Genomic DNA, 15,813 nt, shown 5'->3' with positions numbered 1-15,813 from the left:
CGCGGCATTGCCACCCGCTATGACAAGACCCCCGAGAGCTACCTTGCCGGACTCCACCTACGAGGCGCCGTCATCTGGATCCGCAGCCTTCAGCCAAGTCGCTGATCACGACTCCGTACAGGCCCTAAGCCGGTGAGGTCTACGGTGTTGAGCAATGGGGCGAAAGCGGGGATCTCGTTGCTCTTGTCGGCGATCTGCCGCTGGGCGAGCACAGCGCCGGTGTGCTCCATCGCCGCCAGCAGCGCGACGGCCGCCCGGCCCGCATGGCGTGAGCCGCGCAGCGTCTTGCCGTCCACTGCGATCGCCCGCAGTGCTGGGCGCTTGCCGACAGCGTGCTCCGGTTGTCTGGCGCGAGCCGCGAGGAAAGCGCCGATTGCCTCATCCAGTACATCGCCGTCAAGTCGGGCGAGCAGGCGCCGGACCGTGGCCGGATGCGGCACCGGTACGGCGCCGGTGAGCGGATCTGCCGCAAGCCGCATGCGCGCAGCACCCACTGCGGAGCGTCCGTGATCCACTCGCCGATCGCGGTGAGAGAGCGGGCGCCGGCCAGCACGCTCGCGGCCGACGCGCACAGCAGCGCACCAACTCCGGTGGGCTGACCGCCCTTCCGACCAAGACCCAGAGCTCCGAACGGCGCATCGCCCTGCCAACGCCATGCCTGCACTCTCTCGAACAGCACCGCAACCGCCAGCGTCAGGAGCGCGAATCGGCGGGGACAGGCTGGAAGGGCAGCGGCTACGTCTTCACCCGACCCGACGGAGCCCCAATCGAGGGAGCCACCCTCACCCGGCACTTCAACACCCTGCTCCGCCGTGCCGGGCTCCGCCGCATCCGGTTCCACGACCTCCGACACTCGGCGGCGACGCTCCTCCTGGAGCAGGGGGTCGAACTCGTGGTGATCAAGGAGCTGTTGGGGCACGCCCACATCGGCGTCACCGCCACCGTGTACGCCCACGTCCGGCTCCGCCTCCAGCGCGACGCCATCGACCTTCTCGGCCACGCTCTCCGCAACCCCGCCGAGATCACCGGCAAGCCCGACGACGGCGACGAACCACCCCTCTGTGCCGCACCTGTCCGCTGACGTTGCCGTCAAATACTGCCGTCAGACGCTCCAGAGGCCCCACCGGAAATAGATCCGGTGGGGCCTCCATTGGACTATCGGCGAGAATATTTGTCAGTCACCATCAAGCATCTTTTCGACTGCCGCCTTGATGGCTTCCAGCGCCCCATCATCCACTGTGAGTGGTGCTGCGAGCGTTTCGACCCAGTGTCGCATTTCGACCGCGGTTAGGTCTCGCCAACGCGGGTGCAGGGCAGCTCTTTGTGCAATGATCCGCCAGCGATGCTGGTGCTGCGAGAGTCGATACCAGTCAGCCTGTTTCTGTGCTCGCCCTGGCGTTGAGCTCGAACGCAATCCAGAGATCAGACCTTCGCGAAGGTGATTCAGTGCCGACGCATAGACCGGACTCCCATTAAGCACGTCCGCGTCATCGGAGAGCTCAAACTTGAGCTCCATACCGGCACGGAGCAGCATCTCCACCTGGGCAAAGTTGTCGAACTCGACCAGTTCTGACATCAGAAGGGGTTCCTTCCATGGAAGAGAACGTTCCCCGCCGGGATCTTCAACGAGCCTCTCGTAATCAGCTCATTTGGCTGAGATCCCGGCCCAAGCTCGACACCTTCAGGCATTCGGAAGGCGAACATGTAGTCGGCCTTTCCTGCATACATCGGGTTACCAATGAAGATGTTCTGCTCGATCTCTGCCGGGCTTCCAATTTCCTGGGTCACATGGACCTTTCCGGCGGAGTTGGCGCCAATCCTGAGATTGCCATCATCGGCCAAAATCCCACTGTGCCCTGCCTCGCTCGTGTAATGGAAGTAGACATTGTCATCGAGATTATCGACAACGTTCCCGACGTCATGAGTCGCCGCATTATTGCAGTTATGAACCAGGACTGGCGTGGTGCCTGCGAGTACATAGTACGTGTGGAGATCGCTGACGGTGAGGTTGTGGACCGTGGCCGCAGGCGCTGTCCAGCGTTCGACGGCTGTGATCTGGATGTAGGTGCCGGCGCTGGTGCGGAGCCACTGGCCGGCTTTCAGGTTGGTGGCGTCGATCCATTTGCCGAGTTCCGGAACCCAGAAGGGGTGTCCGTCGGTGGCGGTGACCGTGGCCGCCTTCGCGACCTTGTCGTCGCTGTCGCTACCGGTGGTGAGGGTGACCTTGACCAGTTGTTTGACGCCCTTGCCCTTGATCTCGGCCGTGACCGTCTCGACGCTTGTCTCGCCGGTTTCCGGGTCGGTGGCTAGGACCTTGTCGCCGTTCTTGACGTCCTCGATCGGTTTGGTGGTGCCGTCGGCCATCAGGACCGGCGTGCCGGGAACGAAGCTGTTGCTTTCGCAGCCCGGGTTAGTGCCGCTGCTGCCGCCATCGTTGCTGCTGTTGGCTTTGCCACCGCCCGATGAGCTGGCCTTGGCCTGTTTCGTCTGTGGTCTGGGTGCCTCGGCCTTCTTCGCTGCGGCCTTCTGCATCTTCTGGACCGCATTGCCGGTCTTCTGCACCGCCCGTTTCACCTGCCGGGTGGCTGCCTCCTTGGCCTTCTTCTTCAGCTGGGCCGCCCGCTCAGCCGCCCGCTTCTTCGCCTCCGCCGCCTTCCGCGCCAGCTCCCTGGCCTTCTTGGCCAACTCGATGATCTTGCGGGCCTTCTCCTTGGCCCTCATCAACGCGTTGACCGCACCCGCGATACGGGACGCCGCCTTCAGCACCGACGGGATCTTCCCTAGCTTGGACCACGGGATCGCCTGGATGAACAAGCTGCCGCACGCCCACAGATCACCCCGCGAGAAGCAGCCCACCACGTCGTTCCAGCCGACGAAGTCCTTCAACGCCGCCCAGCCGACCGACATGATGATGTCCGCGACCGACGTGTTCAGCGTGCTCTTCGCCCACGCCTCCTGCGACGCCGACGGACCCCCGAACTCCGTCAGGTTCCCGCCCTCCGACGCAAGCCCCGACGGGTCCGCGAACGTCACCGGATTGTTCTCGCAGTACACATACCCGTTCATCTGAACCGGGTCCGCCAAGTCCAGCACCGGGTCCGCCGACAGGAAACGGCCCAACGACGGGTCGTACTCCCTCGCCCCCAGATGCACCAGACCACTCGACGCATCGTCGTCCCCGCCCACGTACGAACGCTGCGAGCGCCAGCTCGGGTGCTCCGTGCGCTCCACACCGAACGGGTCCGTCTTGGAGAACCGCACTTGGTTGCCCGACGCCAGCTTCACATTGACGTACGCCGTGCCGTTCTGGTCCGTCACCTGCGCCGACAACTCCGCCGCACCCGACCCGACCGCACTCCGCATCACCGTCGGCGCACCCGGCTGCGCGTAATACCGCTCCGTGAACGCCGGCGTCCTGTTGGCGTTCATCGAGACCGTCGCCTCGCCCAGATACAGCGTCAGCTGAGTCGCCGACACCGACAGCAGACGAGAACCGTCACCGCCGTAGACGTACTTCGTCTGCGTGGCCGGCACCCACGACTGCCCCGCCGCGCTGTTACAGGTGTACAGCTGCAGATCCGTGCCGTCGACCGAGTTCGCGCCCGGCACATCCAGGCACTTGCCCGACGACACATGCTGCAACGTCCCCGTCGACGTCGCCTTCCACTGCTGGCCCGCCGCGCCCGTGCACTCCGCGAGCACCACAGCCGTGCCGTTCGCCGAGCCACCGCCCGACGGGACCGCGCACTTGCCCAGCACCTTCAAAGCGCCCGTCGACGGATCCGACGATCCCGCCACCGCGTCGATCCGCAACTGCTGCGCCTTCGAGCCGTTGCACGAGTACAGCTGAAGCGGCGTACCCGCCGTCGTCAATCCGCCCTGCACGTCCAGGCACTTCTTCGCCAGACCCAGCCACGCACCCGAGCCGTTCTCACCAAAACCCGTGACCGAGTCGACCTGACCGTCCCACGACCACGTCAGCGCCTGCTCCGAGCCGTCGACCGTCCGCGACTTCGTGTTGCCCGCGTCGTCGTACGTGTACGTCCCGGCCTTCGTGACCTGCGCACCCGACTCCGCCTTGTACGTCGACGACGTCCCCGTCAACGTGTGCGGCTGCGAGCCGTCCGAAGCCCCGTACGAGTACGTCGTCGTCGCGTCCTTCGACGTGTCCAGACCCGGATCGTGCGCCGCTCCGACGTGATCAGCTCGCTACGCCGCGACCAGGTCACACCATACGTATTTGCCGTGATCGCCGTTTCTAGTAAGCGGCTGCCAGCCCCACAGATCGGCGCAGGAACGGACGAGAGCCAGGCCCCGCCCTCCTTCGAGGTCCAGGTCAGTGAGTTGGTCCAAGGGGCATGGAGGTTCCGGAGGTTCGGGATCCGCATCCCAGGCACCGACGCGAAGGACGCCGTCCCTCCAGGTGACGCGGAGGGCGGCAGGGCCCTTGGTGTGACGTACGGCGTTCGAGACCAACTCCGTGGCCAGCAGTTCGGCGATGTCGACGAGCCGGATCAGGCCGTGCATGGTGAGGATCAGGCGGAGGGTGCGGCGGCTGATGGTCACGGCTCGGAGGTCGTTCGGGATGTGGAGCCAGTACTCCCAGGGGGCGCCGATCGCGTGGGGTTCGGTTTCGGGCATGGGTGAACTCCGTTCGAGCGGAAGGGGGATGGCAAGGGGTATGGCGGTCGCGGGCGGTGGCATTGCCGCAGCCGTCATGGCAGGACGGAGTGGTGCACTTCCGGACTCCCGGCGTTTCGCAGCGTGTGCGTCGCGTCACTGACGGTAGGGTAGGAATTCCTACCCTCGCAACTGCCTCAAGTACTCTGACACCCGAACGAGGGGTCACAACCGCACCTGATCCTGGCGGTGTTGAGGAGGCAGTGCTCGGATGACGATGCGTAACCAGCCCACGGCACGACAGGTGCGCCTGGGCTCCGAGCTGCGCAAACTGCGGGAGGCCGCCGGTAAGTCGGCCAAGGAGGTGGCGGGACTCCTCGGATCCAGCTCGACGCACATGAGCCAGATCGAGGCGGGCAGTTCGGCGATCAGCGAGGAACGGCTGCGCAGGCTGGCGGCTCACTGCGCCTGTGCGGACGAGGAGTTGGTTGAGGCACTGGCGGCGATGGCGACCGACCGGACACGCGGCTGGTGGGAGGAGTACCGCGGGGTACTGCCCACCGCGTACCTGGACCTGTCCGAGCTGGACCACCACGCGACGTTCCGTCACGACGTTGCGGTCAACCACGTACCCGGCCTCTTGCAGACAGAGACCTACGCCAGAGCCCTCTTCTCCTACATGAACCCGGAGTTCCCACAGAGCGAGGTTGAGCACCGGGTAAGCCACCGCATGAAACGGAAGGTCGTCATCGAGGGTCCCGACCCCATTCCGTACGAGACCGTGATCCACGAAGCGGCACTACGCATCCGGGTTGCCGGGCGAACCTCGTTCCGCACTCAACTGGCCCGCATCATGGAGCTGTCCGAAGCGGACCACGTCACCGTACGGGTCATCCCCTTCGACTTGGACGACTTCGCCGGCGCCGGAAGCGCCATGGTGCACCTGGGAGGAGCGGTACCCCGCCTCGACACCGTGGTGCGCGATGCTCCCCACGGCACGGCCTTCGTCGACTCCGAGGCCCAACTGGAGCACTTTCGAACCCTCTTCCGTAAGGTGAGGGGAGAGTCGCTCAACCCGGAGCAGTCGCGTGACCTCATCCACCACTTGGCCAAGGAACTGTGAGGAGCAACCATGACCACCCCCGCTCAGTGGCAGAAGTCGTCCTTCTCCGGCGGCGGTGAAGGCAACGACTGCGTCGAACTCGCCTCCGCCCCCACCACCATCCACCTCCGTGAGAGCGACACCCCACACACTGGGGTCACCACGGCCCCCGCCCCCCTCGCCCACCTCCTCCACGGCATAAAGACGGGCAGACTCGGCACCGGGACCCCCGATGTGACTGAGCACTGCCCGTAACTGTTGGCAAGGCGGCCGTAGCTGTCACCACACAGGACAGCAATTGGCACCTTTGGGCCAACCCTACGGCTGGGATCAGGCCCAGGGACTTCCAAGCCCACCTGTGGCCCAAAACTGCTAATCTCGCGGCGACCTTCAGCCGAGCTTGACGAGTTGGGCGTCGAGAACAGCGGTGGGAACAGCGAAGTCCCTGTCGGCCTTGTCCGCCGGCACGGCGCTGATGTAGCCGACCGTGGCCCCCTTGCGCAGGACGACCACCTTCACCGGCGTTTTCACCCCACCTGACTCGACGACCGCCCCCAACGCCATCGCCTGATCCGCCCCCGCCGGAGCGATCTCCGCAGCGACCTTACCGACCTTGCGCTCCTCGCCGTTCACCGTCACGGCGAACCCGCCAGCACACTCGGAGACGACCGCGCTGAGGTCGCCCATCGCACCCTGCGCCTGCTCCCCCACGTACTCCGCAAGCACCACGGTCACGACGGCACCCTCGCCGGAGGCCTTACGCACCACCGTGGACGTCGGCTTCCCCACCACGGTGCCCGACAGGGCATAACCCGCAGAGCCACAGGCACTCTGCGCGACCCGCACATCCTGCTGACGGACCACACCGTAGGCGGCGGGCACGGTGACGCTGAAACCGTCCACATCGCCATCCCCGATAACCTCCCTCCCTAGCCCTTCAGCTCCGGCCACGGCACTGGCACTCACCTGCGGCGCCGCCTTCAGACCCAGACCATCCCCCGTGGCGCTATCACCACTTGCCACGTCACACGCAGACACCAACCCGCACAGCACCAGCACCGCACTTCCCCACAGCCGAAGCACGCTCACTCCTTCCGGCAGGGCCTCTCGCGTCAGTCCGTTCTCTTAAGGGGGCCAAAACGAGAGGGGGTCATAGCATTACCTTCGTCTTCATGCCATTGACAATGTGTCGCATAAAGGTACCCAATTCCACCGTTGACAGTGAACCACTTCCCACGAACGCCGGCCGGAATTTCCACATCAGGCAGGTCAAATCCCTCGCCTGAACGAATCTCAAGCCTCTCACACTTGGAGGGCATGTGAAGGAAGTAGACGTTCGAGAAGAGAACATCCACTCGGGTCGGAGAAAGGTCGCCGAGGCTGCGCAACAGGAGCTGGTCGTAGCTCACTGCGAAGTGCCACATCCGAAACGGCCGTTCCCAAACGGCTACCAGAGCCACTACGAACCACCTCCCAAGTACTTGGATCCCGCAAGAATCTCGGCCGGAAAAAACGGCGGGGGCCGCTTTCTTGCGCACTCTTCGGTTAGCCGTCCATACACTCAGGCCAACGAGAAGACGGAATCCAGACCCCGGTTCCGCGATTAACCAAGAAACCCGAATAGCCCATCATTGACCACTCCCCTCACCTGCAAGCAGGGCCCGGAGACGCCTAACCTCTTCCACAAGGCGCGGCACAGCCTCCCGCGCCATTGCAATAAAGGCCGCGTTCTCGTCCCAGCGTTCGTCGCCAGAATCGACGTATCGCGGATGCTGAACCAAAGTTGCGGCAATCATGTCTCGATGATCAAAGTTCGGCCACCTCTCGGCAGCACCAGTGTCGGGAGCCGTGCTCACCGCCACAAGATTCATGGCGGAGTCATCGTCCAAGGTCCTAACGAACCAAGGCGCCGGAGTGGCCGCAGAGCACAACTCCTCGATCTCCTCGAGTTCATCTTCACGCATGTGGCCACCTTCTACCAGCCTGTTTACCCGGTCTGGGGTGCCCCGCAAGCCAGCAAGCACGGAGCACCCCAAACAGCATGATCAACTAATATCGCTCACTCGAATATCCGAGCCTTTCGATATTCTTATAGAATCTCTTGTCGTTTGTGATGATCGACAATCCGTCCTGTATCGCCGAATGCAAGACCGAAGCGTCGTCGTCGGCAATCATCGGATTGAAGGACTTGCCCTTCCACATGCCCCTGAGGCGAGCCTGGAGTGAAGCAACGCCTTCGCTGGTGGAAGCCGGTCCCATGCGTCCTCCCCGCTCCGACAACCAGCTACCAATGGCATCTGCCGAGTGTCCACCTTCGAGTAGTTCACGATGAGCAGTCGGCGAAAGCACCGGGGCACGCCCCGCCAAGGCGGCATCTACTTCAGCGGTCTTTGCGCCCGAGAGGGCATCCGTCACTGCATTCGTGTCGACTGCCGCCTCGCCGCAATTGTGAACGAGAACCGGCGTCGCCCCCGCCAGCACATAGTACGTGTGGAGATCGCTGACAGTAAGGTTGTGGACCGTGGCCGCAGGCGCTGTCCAGCGTTTCACTGCCGTGATCTGGACGTGAGTGCCGGCGCTGGTGCGGAGCCACTGGCCGGTCTTGAGGTCAGTGGCGTCGATCCATTCGCCGAGTTCGGGGACCCAGAACGGGTGGCCGTCGGTGGCGGTGACTGTGGGTGTCTTCGCGTCCTGGCCGACGCCGTCGCTGCCTGTGCTGAGGGTTACCTTGACCAGGTTCTTGACGCCTTCGCCCTGGATCTCGGCGGTGACCATCTCGACAGCGGTCTCGCCCGTTTCTGGGTCGGTGGCCAGGACCTTGTCGCCGTTCTTGACGTCCTCGATCGGCTTGCTGGAGCCGTCGGCCATCAGCACCCTGGTACCAGGGGTGAAGCTGTTGTCCTCCCCTCCATTCTTGGAGCAGCTTCCGCCGCCGCCCCCTGACGACTCCTCTCTCGCCCTGGCCTGCCGCGGCTTCGACTCTGCCTTCTTCGCTGCGGCCTTCTGCATCTTCTGGACCGCATTGCCGGTCTTCTGCGCCGCCCGTTTCACCTGCCGGGTGGCCGCCTCCTTGGCCTTCTTCTTCAGCTGGGCCGCCCGCGCAGCAGCCCGCTTCTTCGCCTCCGCCGCCTTCCGCGCCAGCTCCCTGGCCTTCTTCGCCAACTCGATGATCTTGCGGGCCTTCTCCTTGGCCCTCATCAACGCGTTGACCGCACCCGCGATACGCGACGCCGCCCTCAACACCGACGGAATCTTCCCCAGCTTGGACCACGGGATCGCCTGGATGAACAGGCTGCCGCACGCCCACAGATCACCCCGCGAGAAGCAGCCCACCACGTCGTTCCAGCCGACGAAGTCCTTCAACGCCGCCCAGCCGACCGACATGATGATGTCCGCGACCGACGTGTTCAGCGTCTTCTTCGCCCACGCCTCCTGCGACGCCGACGGACCCCCGAACTCCGTCAGGTTCCCGCCCTCCGACGCCAGACCGCTCGGGTCAGCGAAGGTGACCGGATTGTTCTCGCAGTACACATACCCGTTCATCTGAACCGGGTCCGCCAAGTCCAGCACCGGGTCCGCCGACAGGAAACGGCCCAACGACGGGTCGTACTCCCTCGCCCCCAGATGCACCAGACCACTCGACGCATCGTCGTCCCCACTCACATACGAACGCTGCGAACGCCAGCTCGGGTGCTCCGTGCGCTCCACGCCGAACGGGTCCGTCTTGGAGAACTTCACCTGGTTGCCCGACGCCAGCTTCACATTGACGTACGCCGTGCCGCTCTGATCCGTCACCTGCGCCGACAACTCCGCCGCACCCGACCCGATCGCACTCCGCATCACCGTCGGCGCGCCCGGCTGCGAGTAGTACCGCTCCGTGAACGCCGGCGTCCTGTTGGCGTTCATCGAGACCGTCGCCTCGCCCAGATACAACGTCAGCTGAGTCGCCGACACCGACAGCAGACGCGAACCGTCACCGCCGTAGACGTACTTCGTCTGCTTGTCCGGCGCCCACGACTGCCCCGCCGTACCGTCACAGGTGGACAGCTGCAGATCCGTGCCGTCAGCCGAGTTCGGGCCCGGCACCGCCAGGCACTTGCTCGACGACACATGCTGCAACGTCCCCGCCGATGTCGCCTTCCACTGCTGGCCCGCCGCGCCCGTGCACTCCGCGAGCACCACAGCCGTGCCGTTCGCCGAGCCACCGCCCGACGGGACCGCGCACTTGCCCAGCACCTTCAAAGCGCCCGTCGACGGATCCGACGACCCCGCCACCGCGTCGATCCGCAACTGCTGCGCCTTCGAGCCGTTGCACGAGTACAGCTGAAGCGGCGTACCCGCCGTCGTCAATCCGCCCTGCACGTCCAGGCACTTCTTCGCCAGACCCAGCCACGCACCCGAGCCGTTCTCACCAAAACCCGTGACCGAGTCGACCTGACCGTCCCACGACCACGTCAGCGCCTGCTCCGAGCCGTCGACCGTCCGCGACTTCGTGTTGCCCGCGTCGTCGTACGTGTACGTCCCGGCCTTCGTGACCTGCGCACCCGACTCCGCCTTGTACGTCGACGACGTCCCCGTCAACGTGTGCGGCTGCGAGCCGTCCGAAGCCCCGTACGAGTACGTCGTCGTGGCGTCCTTGGAGGTGTCCAGACGCGGGTCGTGCTCCACCAGCTTCTTGCGGTTGCCCAGCTCGTCGTACTCGTACGTCTGCCAGTAACCGTCGTTGTCCGCGGTGACGTTCGCCGTGCCGTCGTCGTACTTCGGTGCCCGGGTCGTCTTGCCGGACGCCTTGCAGCCCGCGTTCTGCGACGTCCACGCCTCGGTCAGCTGACCCAGCGCGTCGTAGGTGAAGCACTGGCGGTCGGTGAGGCTGTTCCAGTAGTCGGTGATCTGCTCGACGTTGCCGGCGTCGTCGTAGTCGTAGTAGCGGCTGTTGACGCGGTGGCTGGTGACCGTCGTGGTGTCGCTCGTCGACTCGCGGTCGACGACGCTGCGGGTCAGCTCGCCCGTCGCCTCGTCGAACAGGTTCGTCGTCCACACGCGGTTGGGCTGCTCGCCGCTCACCGTGCGCAGTACCTCGCCGTAGGGCGAGTAGGACGTCTGCGCCGTGTACCAGTCCAGACCCGATGTCGAGACCGGCAGACCGTCCTCGTTGTAGCGGATGACCAGCTTCTCGGAGGGGAGGGTGCCCACGGCCGGCAGGTTCACCGACTCCAGCAGGCCCGTCTCCGAGTACTCGAAGCTGTACGCGTACTCCTTCTGCAGGCCGATCCCCGACGCTATGGAGTCGGGCAGCGTGATCCTCTTGCCCAGTGGCTGGTAGTCAGCCGTGTAGCCGGACACCGACGTCGTGTACGCCACCCCGTCCGAGTAGCGGGTCTGCGAGGTCGGCAGGCCCGCGCCGCCGATCAGCGTGTCGTACTTCGTGGACGCCAGCAGCGTGCCGGTGGAGGAGTCCCTGCGCTGTTCCACCGGGCGGGACAGCTGGTCGTAGCCCGTCCAGACCGTGGCGTTCTCGTCGGTGACCAGTTCGGGGCGGTCCAGCACGTCGTACGTCGTGGTCGTCGTGCCCGTGTCGGGGTCGGTCGACTCCACCTCACGGCCGCGCGCGTCGTACTTCCAGCTCCACGTGTTGCCCTTGTTGTCCTCGGCTTCCACACGGTCGCCGCGCTCGTCGTACGTGTAGCGCGTCGAGCGGTACTGGGTACGGGCCGCGTTTGTGAACGTGTCCACCCGTACCGTGCGGCCGAGCGCGTCCGAGAAACTGCGCTGCACCGCCCCGCCCGACGGCGGGATCACCGTCGAGTAGTCGTCCCCGTAGACGTAACGCGTCTGCTTCGCCGGCTCCTCCGTACCGTGCAGGTACGGCGTCTCGGTCAGCGTGCGGCCCAGGCCGTCGTAGGCGTACAGCGTCGCGTTCGGGACCTGGTAGTCCGAGTCCAGTTCGAACATCGTCGTCGACGGGTCGCCTGTGGCGTAGTACGCGTTGTTCGTCTGCGCGATGGTGCCGTTGGAGCTGTAGAGGACGTCCGTGATCAGGCGGCCCTTGCCGACCGCCGGTTCCTGCTTCTGGCGTTCGCGGCCCAGGCCGTCGTAGATGACGGTGGAGACGTCGTAGTCGCCGTCGTCCGTCAGCGCCTCCGTCGTCACCGAGACCGGGCTGCCGATCGTGGTGTCGTACGTGAACTTCGCCGAGGGGGACTTGGCGGTGGACCGGGTGGGGGCCCAGGCCTGCGTGGTGCGGCCCAGGGCGTCGTAGGTGAAGGTGGTGGTGTTGCCGTTGGCGTCGGAGTCCTTGAGGGAGACGCCTCGGCCCGGTTCCAGCGTCGTCGTCTCGCTGTGGTCCAGTGCGTTGGTCGTCTTGAGCTCGTAGACCTGGCCCGTGGGCGGGGTGTACGTCGTCCTGTCGACGTTGCCCTTCGCGTCCTCCGTGGACGTCGTCCGGCCGTAGGAGTCGTACGCGACCTTGCCGTCCTGCGTCCAGCTGCCGCCGTTGCCGCTGATGGCCCACGTCGTCGTCGCCGAACCCGACGTCGGGGTGGCGCCGTACGCGCCGCCGTCGTACGCGACCCGTGAGCCGTCGACCCAGTCGTCCGCCGTGGCCGAGGGCGCCTGCGCGCACGTACCCGCGGTCGTCAGAGTCTGTTTGGGCAGACCGATCAGGTGTTTGTCCGTGTTGTGGGCGTAACTCATCACCGCGCACGTCTCGTCGCCCGACTTGCCGGTGTCGCCGAGCGTCTCGACCTCGATCGGCAGGCCGTAGGTGTCCTCGTACGTGGTGGACGTGCGGAGCGTGCGCGAAGTGCGGGTGTCGTCGCCGGAGCCCGAGGAGTTGGTCACCGAGACGCTGTGGTCCTCCAGGACGCGGTACGCCTTGAGGGCCGGGATGCCGCCGGAGCGGGTGCGGGTGGCGAGGACCGTGGCGGTCGGGTAGTCGACGTCACGGGTCAGCAGGGCGCCGCCCTTCTTCGTGTACGTCAGTGTCTCCGCGACCCGGCCGGCGAAGGGCTCCTTGTCCTCGGCGATCGTCTTGCCGTCCGAGTCGGTGACCGTGACCGAGCGGGTGCCCTCGTCGCCAGGGAGCCGGTCGCCGTGCATGCCACGGAAGTATCGGGTCTCGGTCATGCCGCGCTCGGTGGACATGTACGCGGTGGAGGAGTCCGTGCCCGTGTACGTCCTGACGCGGGAGAAGCCGCGCCACTGGTCGTACGTGCGGGTCTTCTTCTTGCTGAACTCCGCCTGGTTCAGGGCCCAGGCCGCACCGTCCGGGTAGTCGTACTCGGTGGTGACCGGGTCGACGCCGGTGAGGGCGGGGAGTTCCTGGACCTTCTCGACGACGTACTTGTGGAACCAGTCGATGGTCTCCTTGTCGGGGTCCGGGTTCCAGTACACCGGGTAACAGAGTCCGGTGTTGTCCTCGACGTCGGGAAAACCGCTGCCCGACTTGCAGGCGCCGGTCGGGGCCTTGTACGTGATGGCGGTCTCGCCGCCGTACTCGCTGACGATCCGGGTGATGCGCAGGCGGTCGAAGGCCGGGTTCGGGTCGCTCGCGCCCTCCTTCACGCGGTTCGGCATGGGCTGGCTGTTGGCGAGGAACCGCACGGGGTTGAGGGCGATGACCTCGCCGTCGGTGCCGTAGCCGGTGCGGGTGATCGACTCAAGCCACAGCGCGACGCCCTCGTCGGTGAGGTCGGCGGGCAGGGACTGCTGGAGCTTGAAGCTGTCCACCTTCGAAAGAGCCGTCGAGCCCTGGGTGCGCTGTGCCCACGTCGTCACCTGGGCGAGCCGTTTGCGCGTCCAGAAGGTGGGGACGGGGACGTAACACTCCTTGTCCTTGGCGCAGTACAGGTCGGCCGGGGTGTCGTACCAGATGCGGTTCTGGCCGAAGTTGCCGGAGGTGAAGTTCTCCGTTGTACAGGCGAGGTCGCCCTCTCTGAAGCACCGCTCGTCGACGTCGAAGGTGACTCGGGCGATCGGGTCGGCGAACAAGGCGTCGCTGCGCAGGCCGTAGTCGATCCGCTCGAGCCACGCGCCGCGGTGGTAGTAGGAGGTGCCCTTGAACTTCTGGTTCTTGGCGTAGTAGTTGCCCTCGCGCGCCCACCACATGGTCATGGCGTTGCCGTCGGGGTCGACGACGTAGTCGAGGTTCCAGCGCCAGGCCTGCTTGCAGAAGGAGCCCGCGAAGTCGCCCGCCTTGTAGCAGGGTTCGCCGCTCTGGTTGCCCGCGACGTCCACGGTCAGGACCGAGTTGGTGGTCTCGTCGCCCTCGCTCCAGCCGGGGAGCTGGTGCCGCCCGAACCAGTACTGGGTGCCGTCGCGGGTGGTCACGCGCCAGTACTCGCCGTCGGCGTCACCGTTGTCGAAACCGGTGTTCTTCAGCAGCTCGACGCGCGAACCGTCACCGTTGGCGGTGACCCACTTGTCGCCCGTGGGGTCGGCGCCGTCGGGCAGGACCAGTTCGGTGGTGGTGCCGCCCAGGGTGAGGACCGCGTTGTACGAGCCCCAGCACAGGTCGCTGGTCTTGCGGCTCGCGTTGTTGCCGTCGGTACGGTCGTCGCGGCAGGTCTTGTAGGTGCGGGTGATGGAGCCCGCGTTGTACTCCCAGCCGTCGCCGATCCAGGAGGACTGGTTGTTGGATGCGGACGTACGGCCGTCCACACCTTGGGAGTTGTAGCCGAAGGAGACGGCGGGCGAGGGTCCGCCGGGGACGGTCGGGGTCTGCAGGGCGTACGAGTAGGAGAAGCCGCCGGAGTTGCTGCCGGCCGACCACGAACCCGCGCTGACCAGTGGGGTAGCGGAGAAGTCGCCCTTGGAGCCGCTGCCGGAGTCGGTGGCGAGCAGTACGGAGGAGCCCGACTCGGCGGTGGCGGCGGCCAGAGTGGCGAGACGCTCCTGCTGCCCCTCGCGGTACAGGGCGTCGCTGACGGTGCCCTCGTCCGAGGCGGCCGCGGGGGACGCGGTGGAGGCGGAGGTGCCGCCGGCCGCCAGGGACTCGACGTCCATGGTGGCGAGGATGCGGCGCTCGTACACCGGCTGGCCGTCGCTGTCGGTGCCGGTCTGCTCCACCACGTTCTCGGTGGCGACCTCGGTGGGCTCGGCACAGCCCTCGGTGTCCGGGGTGGTCAGGAAGCAGGACGGGTACTGGACGAAGGACAGGCGGTCTGCCCAGTTCGCGCCGTACAGCTCCGAGAAGTCGGTGTAGTCGAGGGCGATCACGGCGTCGCCGGTGGCCTCGGCCGGCGGGGTGACCGTCAGCGCCATGCCCTCGATGACGGTGTCGGCGAGTTCGTCCTGGCCGGCGAGCGAGACCTGCCACTCACCCTCCAGTGCGGCGGCCTCGGTGGTGGTGGCGTCCTCGGGCGCGCCGAGGGCGACGGGGAGTTCCTGATCGTCCTGGGCCACCGGCACCAGCTCACCGGGGGTGAGGCCGGTGAGGTCCTTCGTCACGGTGCCGCCGGCGGGGGCCGTGACGTTGGACGGGTCGTACTCCTCGGGGTCCTCGGCCTCGGAGGTGGTCAACTCGGCGAGCTGACCACCGTCCTCGCCCTCGGACTTCTCGACGGCGGGAAGGTCGACCAGGTCGACGCCGCTGCGGTCGTCGTCGGGCGGCAGCGCGGAGGCAGCGGGTACGGCGCCCACCAGCAGCGCCACCGTGAGCGCGCCGATGACTCCGGCGCGCATCCGCGTCCGTCTCCGGCGTTCGGCGCGATTCCGCGCGAACCGTCCCCGGCCGCACCACGACAGCGATCCCCACATAGCGCGGCCCCCCGCTCTCTTCATTTGACGAGCACGAATGCTCCGGCAGCGCTTCACGGAAAGTCAACAAGTCACCGGAGTCCAGTGATTTAGCTCACAGAGCGAATTATCAATTCCCTGGAGAATCGAGGATCAGAGGTTTATCCGGGGGGATTTCCCACAGGCAACACCAGAAGTGATCACTCCAGGATGATCAAGTCAAAGGGGAGTCAATCAACCGTCAAGCCGACGCGAATGAAGGCTTTTTGACACACCGTGCCCACTTCGCCCCTCCCGGCTCGCTCCTGCAGCTCCCCTGTACGCGACCTCATGTATGCAGATGTACGAACGGACCA

9 protein-coding genes and 1 pseudogene are annotated in these 15,813 nt (G+C 65.9%); 3 read left to right on the top strand and 7 right to left on the bottom strand.

Annotated features, from left to right (window positions below; all coding sequences use genetic code 11):
* Positions 1-89: 89 nt before the first annotated feature.
* Positions 90-479, bottom strand: coding sequence for a hypothetical protein (locus tag FPZ41_RS10320; RefSeq protein WP_194236049.1), 390 nt, complete (start codon positions 477-479; stop codon positions 90-92).
* 83 nt (positions 480-562) lie between these two features.
* Between FPZ41_RS10320 and FPZ41_RS10315 the strand changes: the two are divergent.
* Positions 563-1,081, top strand: a pseudogene (locus tag FPZ41_RS10315) (tyrosine-type recombinase/integrase); the annotation flags it as partial.
* 93 nt (positions 1,082-1,174) lie between these two features.
* Here the strand turns inward: FPZ41_RS10315 and FPZ41_RS10310 are convergent.
* The 3 genes from FPZ41_RS10310 to FPZ41_RS10300 all read right to left on the bottom strand — a co-directional run bounded on the left by FPZ41_RS10310 (position 1,175) and on the right by FPZ41_RS10300 (position 4,641).
* Positions 1,175-1,576, bottom strand: coding sequence for a hypothetical protein (locus tag FPZ41_RS10310; protein ID WP_152861257.1), 402 nt, complete (start codon positions 1,574-1,576; stop codon positions 1,175-1,177).
* A complete protein-coding gene (locus FPZ41_RS10305) occupies positions 1,576-4,104 on the bottom strand; it encodes a ricin-type beta-trefoil lectin domain protein (RefSeq protein ID WP_228022651.1) in 2,529 nt (842 codons plus the stop codon). The genes FPZ41_RS10310 and FPZ41_RS10305 overlap by 1 nt, the downstream gene beginning before the upstream one ends.
* 105 nt (positions 4,105-4,209) lie before the next feature.
* A complete protein-coding gene (locus FPZ41_RS10300; protein ID WP_152861253.1) occupies positions 4,210-4,641 on the bottom strand; it encodes an ATP-binding protein in 432 nt (143 codons plus the stop codon).
* Positions 4,642-4,891: 250 nt separating this feature from the next.
* On the opposite strand from FPZ41_RS10300, the gene FPZ41_RS10295 reads away from it, so the two are divergent.
* Both FPZ41_RS10295 and FPZ41_RS10290 read left to right on the top strand, forming a co-directional pair.
* Positions 4,892-5,743 (top strand): helix-turn-helix domain-containing protein, encoded by an 852-nt coding sequence (locus FPZ41_RS10295; RefSeq protein WP_152861251.1) that lies wholly within the window; start codon positions 4,892-4,894, stop codon positions 5,741-5,743.
* A 9-nt stretch (positions 5,744-5,752) separates the two neighbouring features.
* On the top strand, positions 5,753-5,977 hold the full coding sequence (locus FPZ41_RS10290) for a DUF397 domain-containing protein (RefSeq protein ID WP_152861249.1): 225 nt from the start codon (positions 5,753-5,755) through the stop codon (positions 5,975-5,977).
* A 135-nt stretch (positions 5,978-6,112) separates the two neighbouring features.
* Here FPZ41_RS10290 and FPZ41_RS46990 read toward each other — a convergent pair whose 3' ends face one another.
* The 3 genes from FPZ41_RS46990 to FPZ41_RS10275 form a co-directional block, all read right to left on the bottom strand.
* A complete protein-coding gene (locus FPZ41_RS46990) occupies positions 6,113-6,805 on the bottom strand; it encodes a hypothetical protein (RefSeq protein WP_194236048.1) in 693 nt (230 codons plus the stop codon).
* 545 nt (positions 6,806-7,350) lie between these two features.
* Positions 7,351-7,686 carry a hypothetical protein gene (locus tag FPZ41_RS10280; RefSeq protein WP_007505730.1) on the bottom strand — a complete coding sequence of 112 codons (336 nt, stop codon included), beginning with the start codon at positions 7,684-7,686 and terminating at the stop codon, positions 7,351-7,353.
* Between the two features lie 85 nt (positions 7,687-7,771).
* Positions 7,772-15,403, bottom strand: coding sequence for a ricin-type beta-trefoil lectin domain protein (locus tag FPZ41_RS10275; RefSeq protein WP_152861247.1), 7,632 nt, complete (start codon positions 15,401-15,403; stop codon positions 7,772-7,774).
* Positions 15,404-15,813: the final 410 nt, after the last annotated feature.

The sequence above is a fragment of the Streptomyces acidicola genome (genome assembly GCF_009377235.1).
Classification (GTDB): domain Bacteria; phylum Actinomycetota; class Actinomycetes; order Streptomycetales; family Streptomycetaceae; genus Streptomyces; species Streptomyces acidicola.
Note: the sequence above shows the minus strand (reverse complement) of the source record. Positions and strands in the feature narration are given on the sequence as shown.

Bases quoted from the DNA above. Each gene is read 5' to 3' on its own strand.
- FPZ41_RS10320 (WP_194236049.1), bottom strand. From the start codon at position 479: ATGCGGCTTGCGGCAGATCCGCTCACCGGCGCCGTACCGGTGCCGCAT.
- FPZ41_RS10310 (WP_152861257.1), bottom strand. From the start codon at position 1,576: ATGTCAGAACTGGTCGAGTTCGACAACTTTGCCCAGGTGGAGATGCTG.
- FPZ41_RS10300 (WP_152861253.1), bottom strand. From the start codon at position 4,641: ATGCCCGAAACCGAACCCCACGCGATCGGCGCCCCCTGGGAGTACTGG.
- FPZ41_RS10295 (WP_152861251.1), top strand. From the start codon at position 4,892: ATGACGATGCGTAACCAGCCCACGGCACGACAGGTGCGCCTGGGCTCC.
- FPZ41_RS10290 (WP_152861249.1), top strand. From the start codon at position 5,753: ATGACCACCCCCGCTCAGTGGCAGAAGTCGTCCTTCTCCGGCGGCGGT.
- FPZ41_RS10280 (WP_007505730.1), bottom strand. From the start codon at position 7,686: ATGCGTGAAGATGAACTCGAGGAGATCGAGGAGTTGTGCTCTGCGGCC.
- FPZ41_RS10275 (WP_152861247.1), bottom strand. From the start codon at position 15,403: ATGCGCGCCGGAGTCATCGGCGCGCTCACGGTGGCGCTGCTGGTGGGC.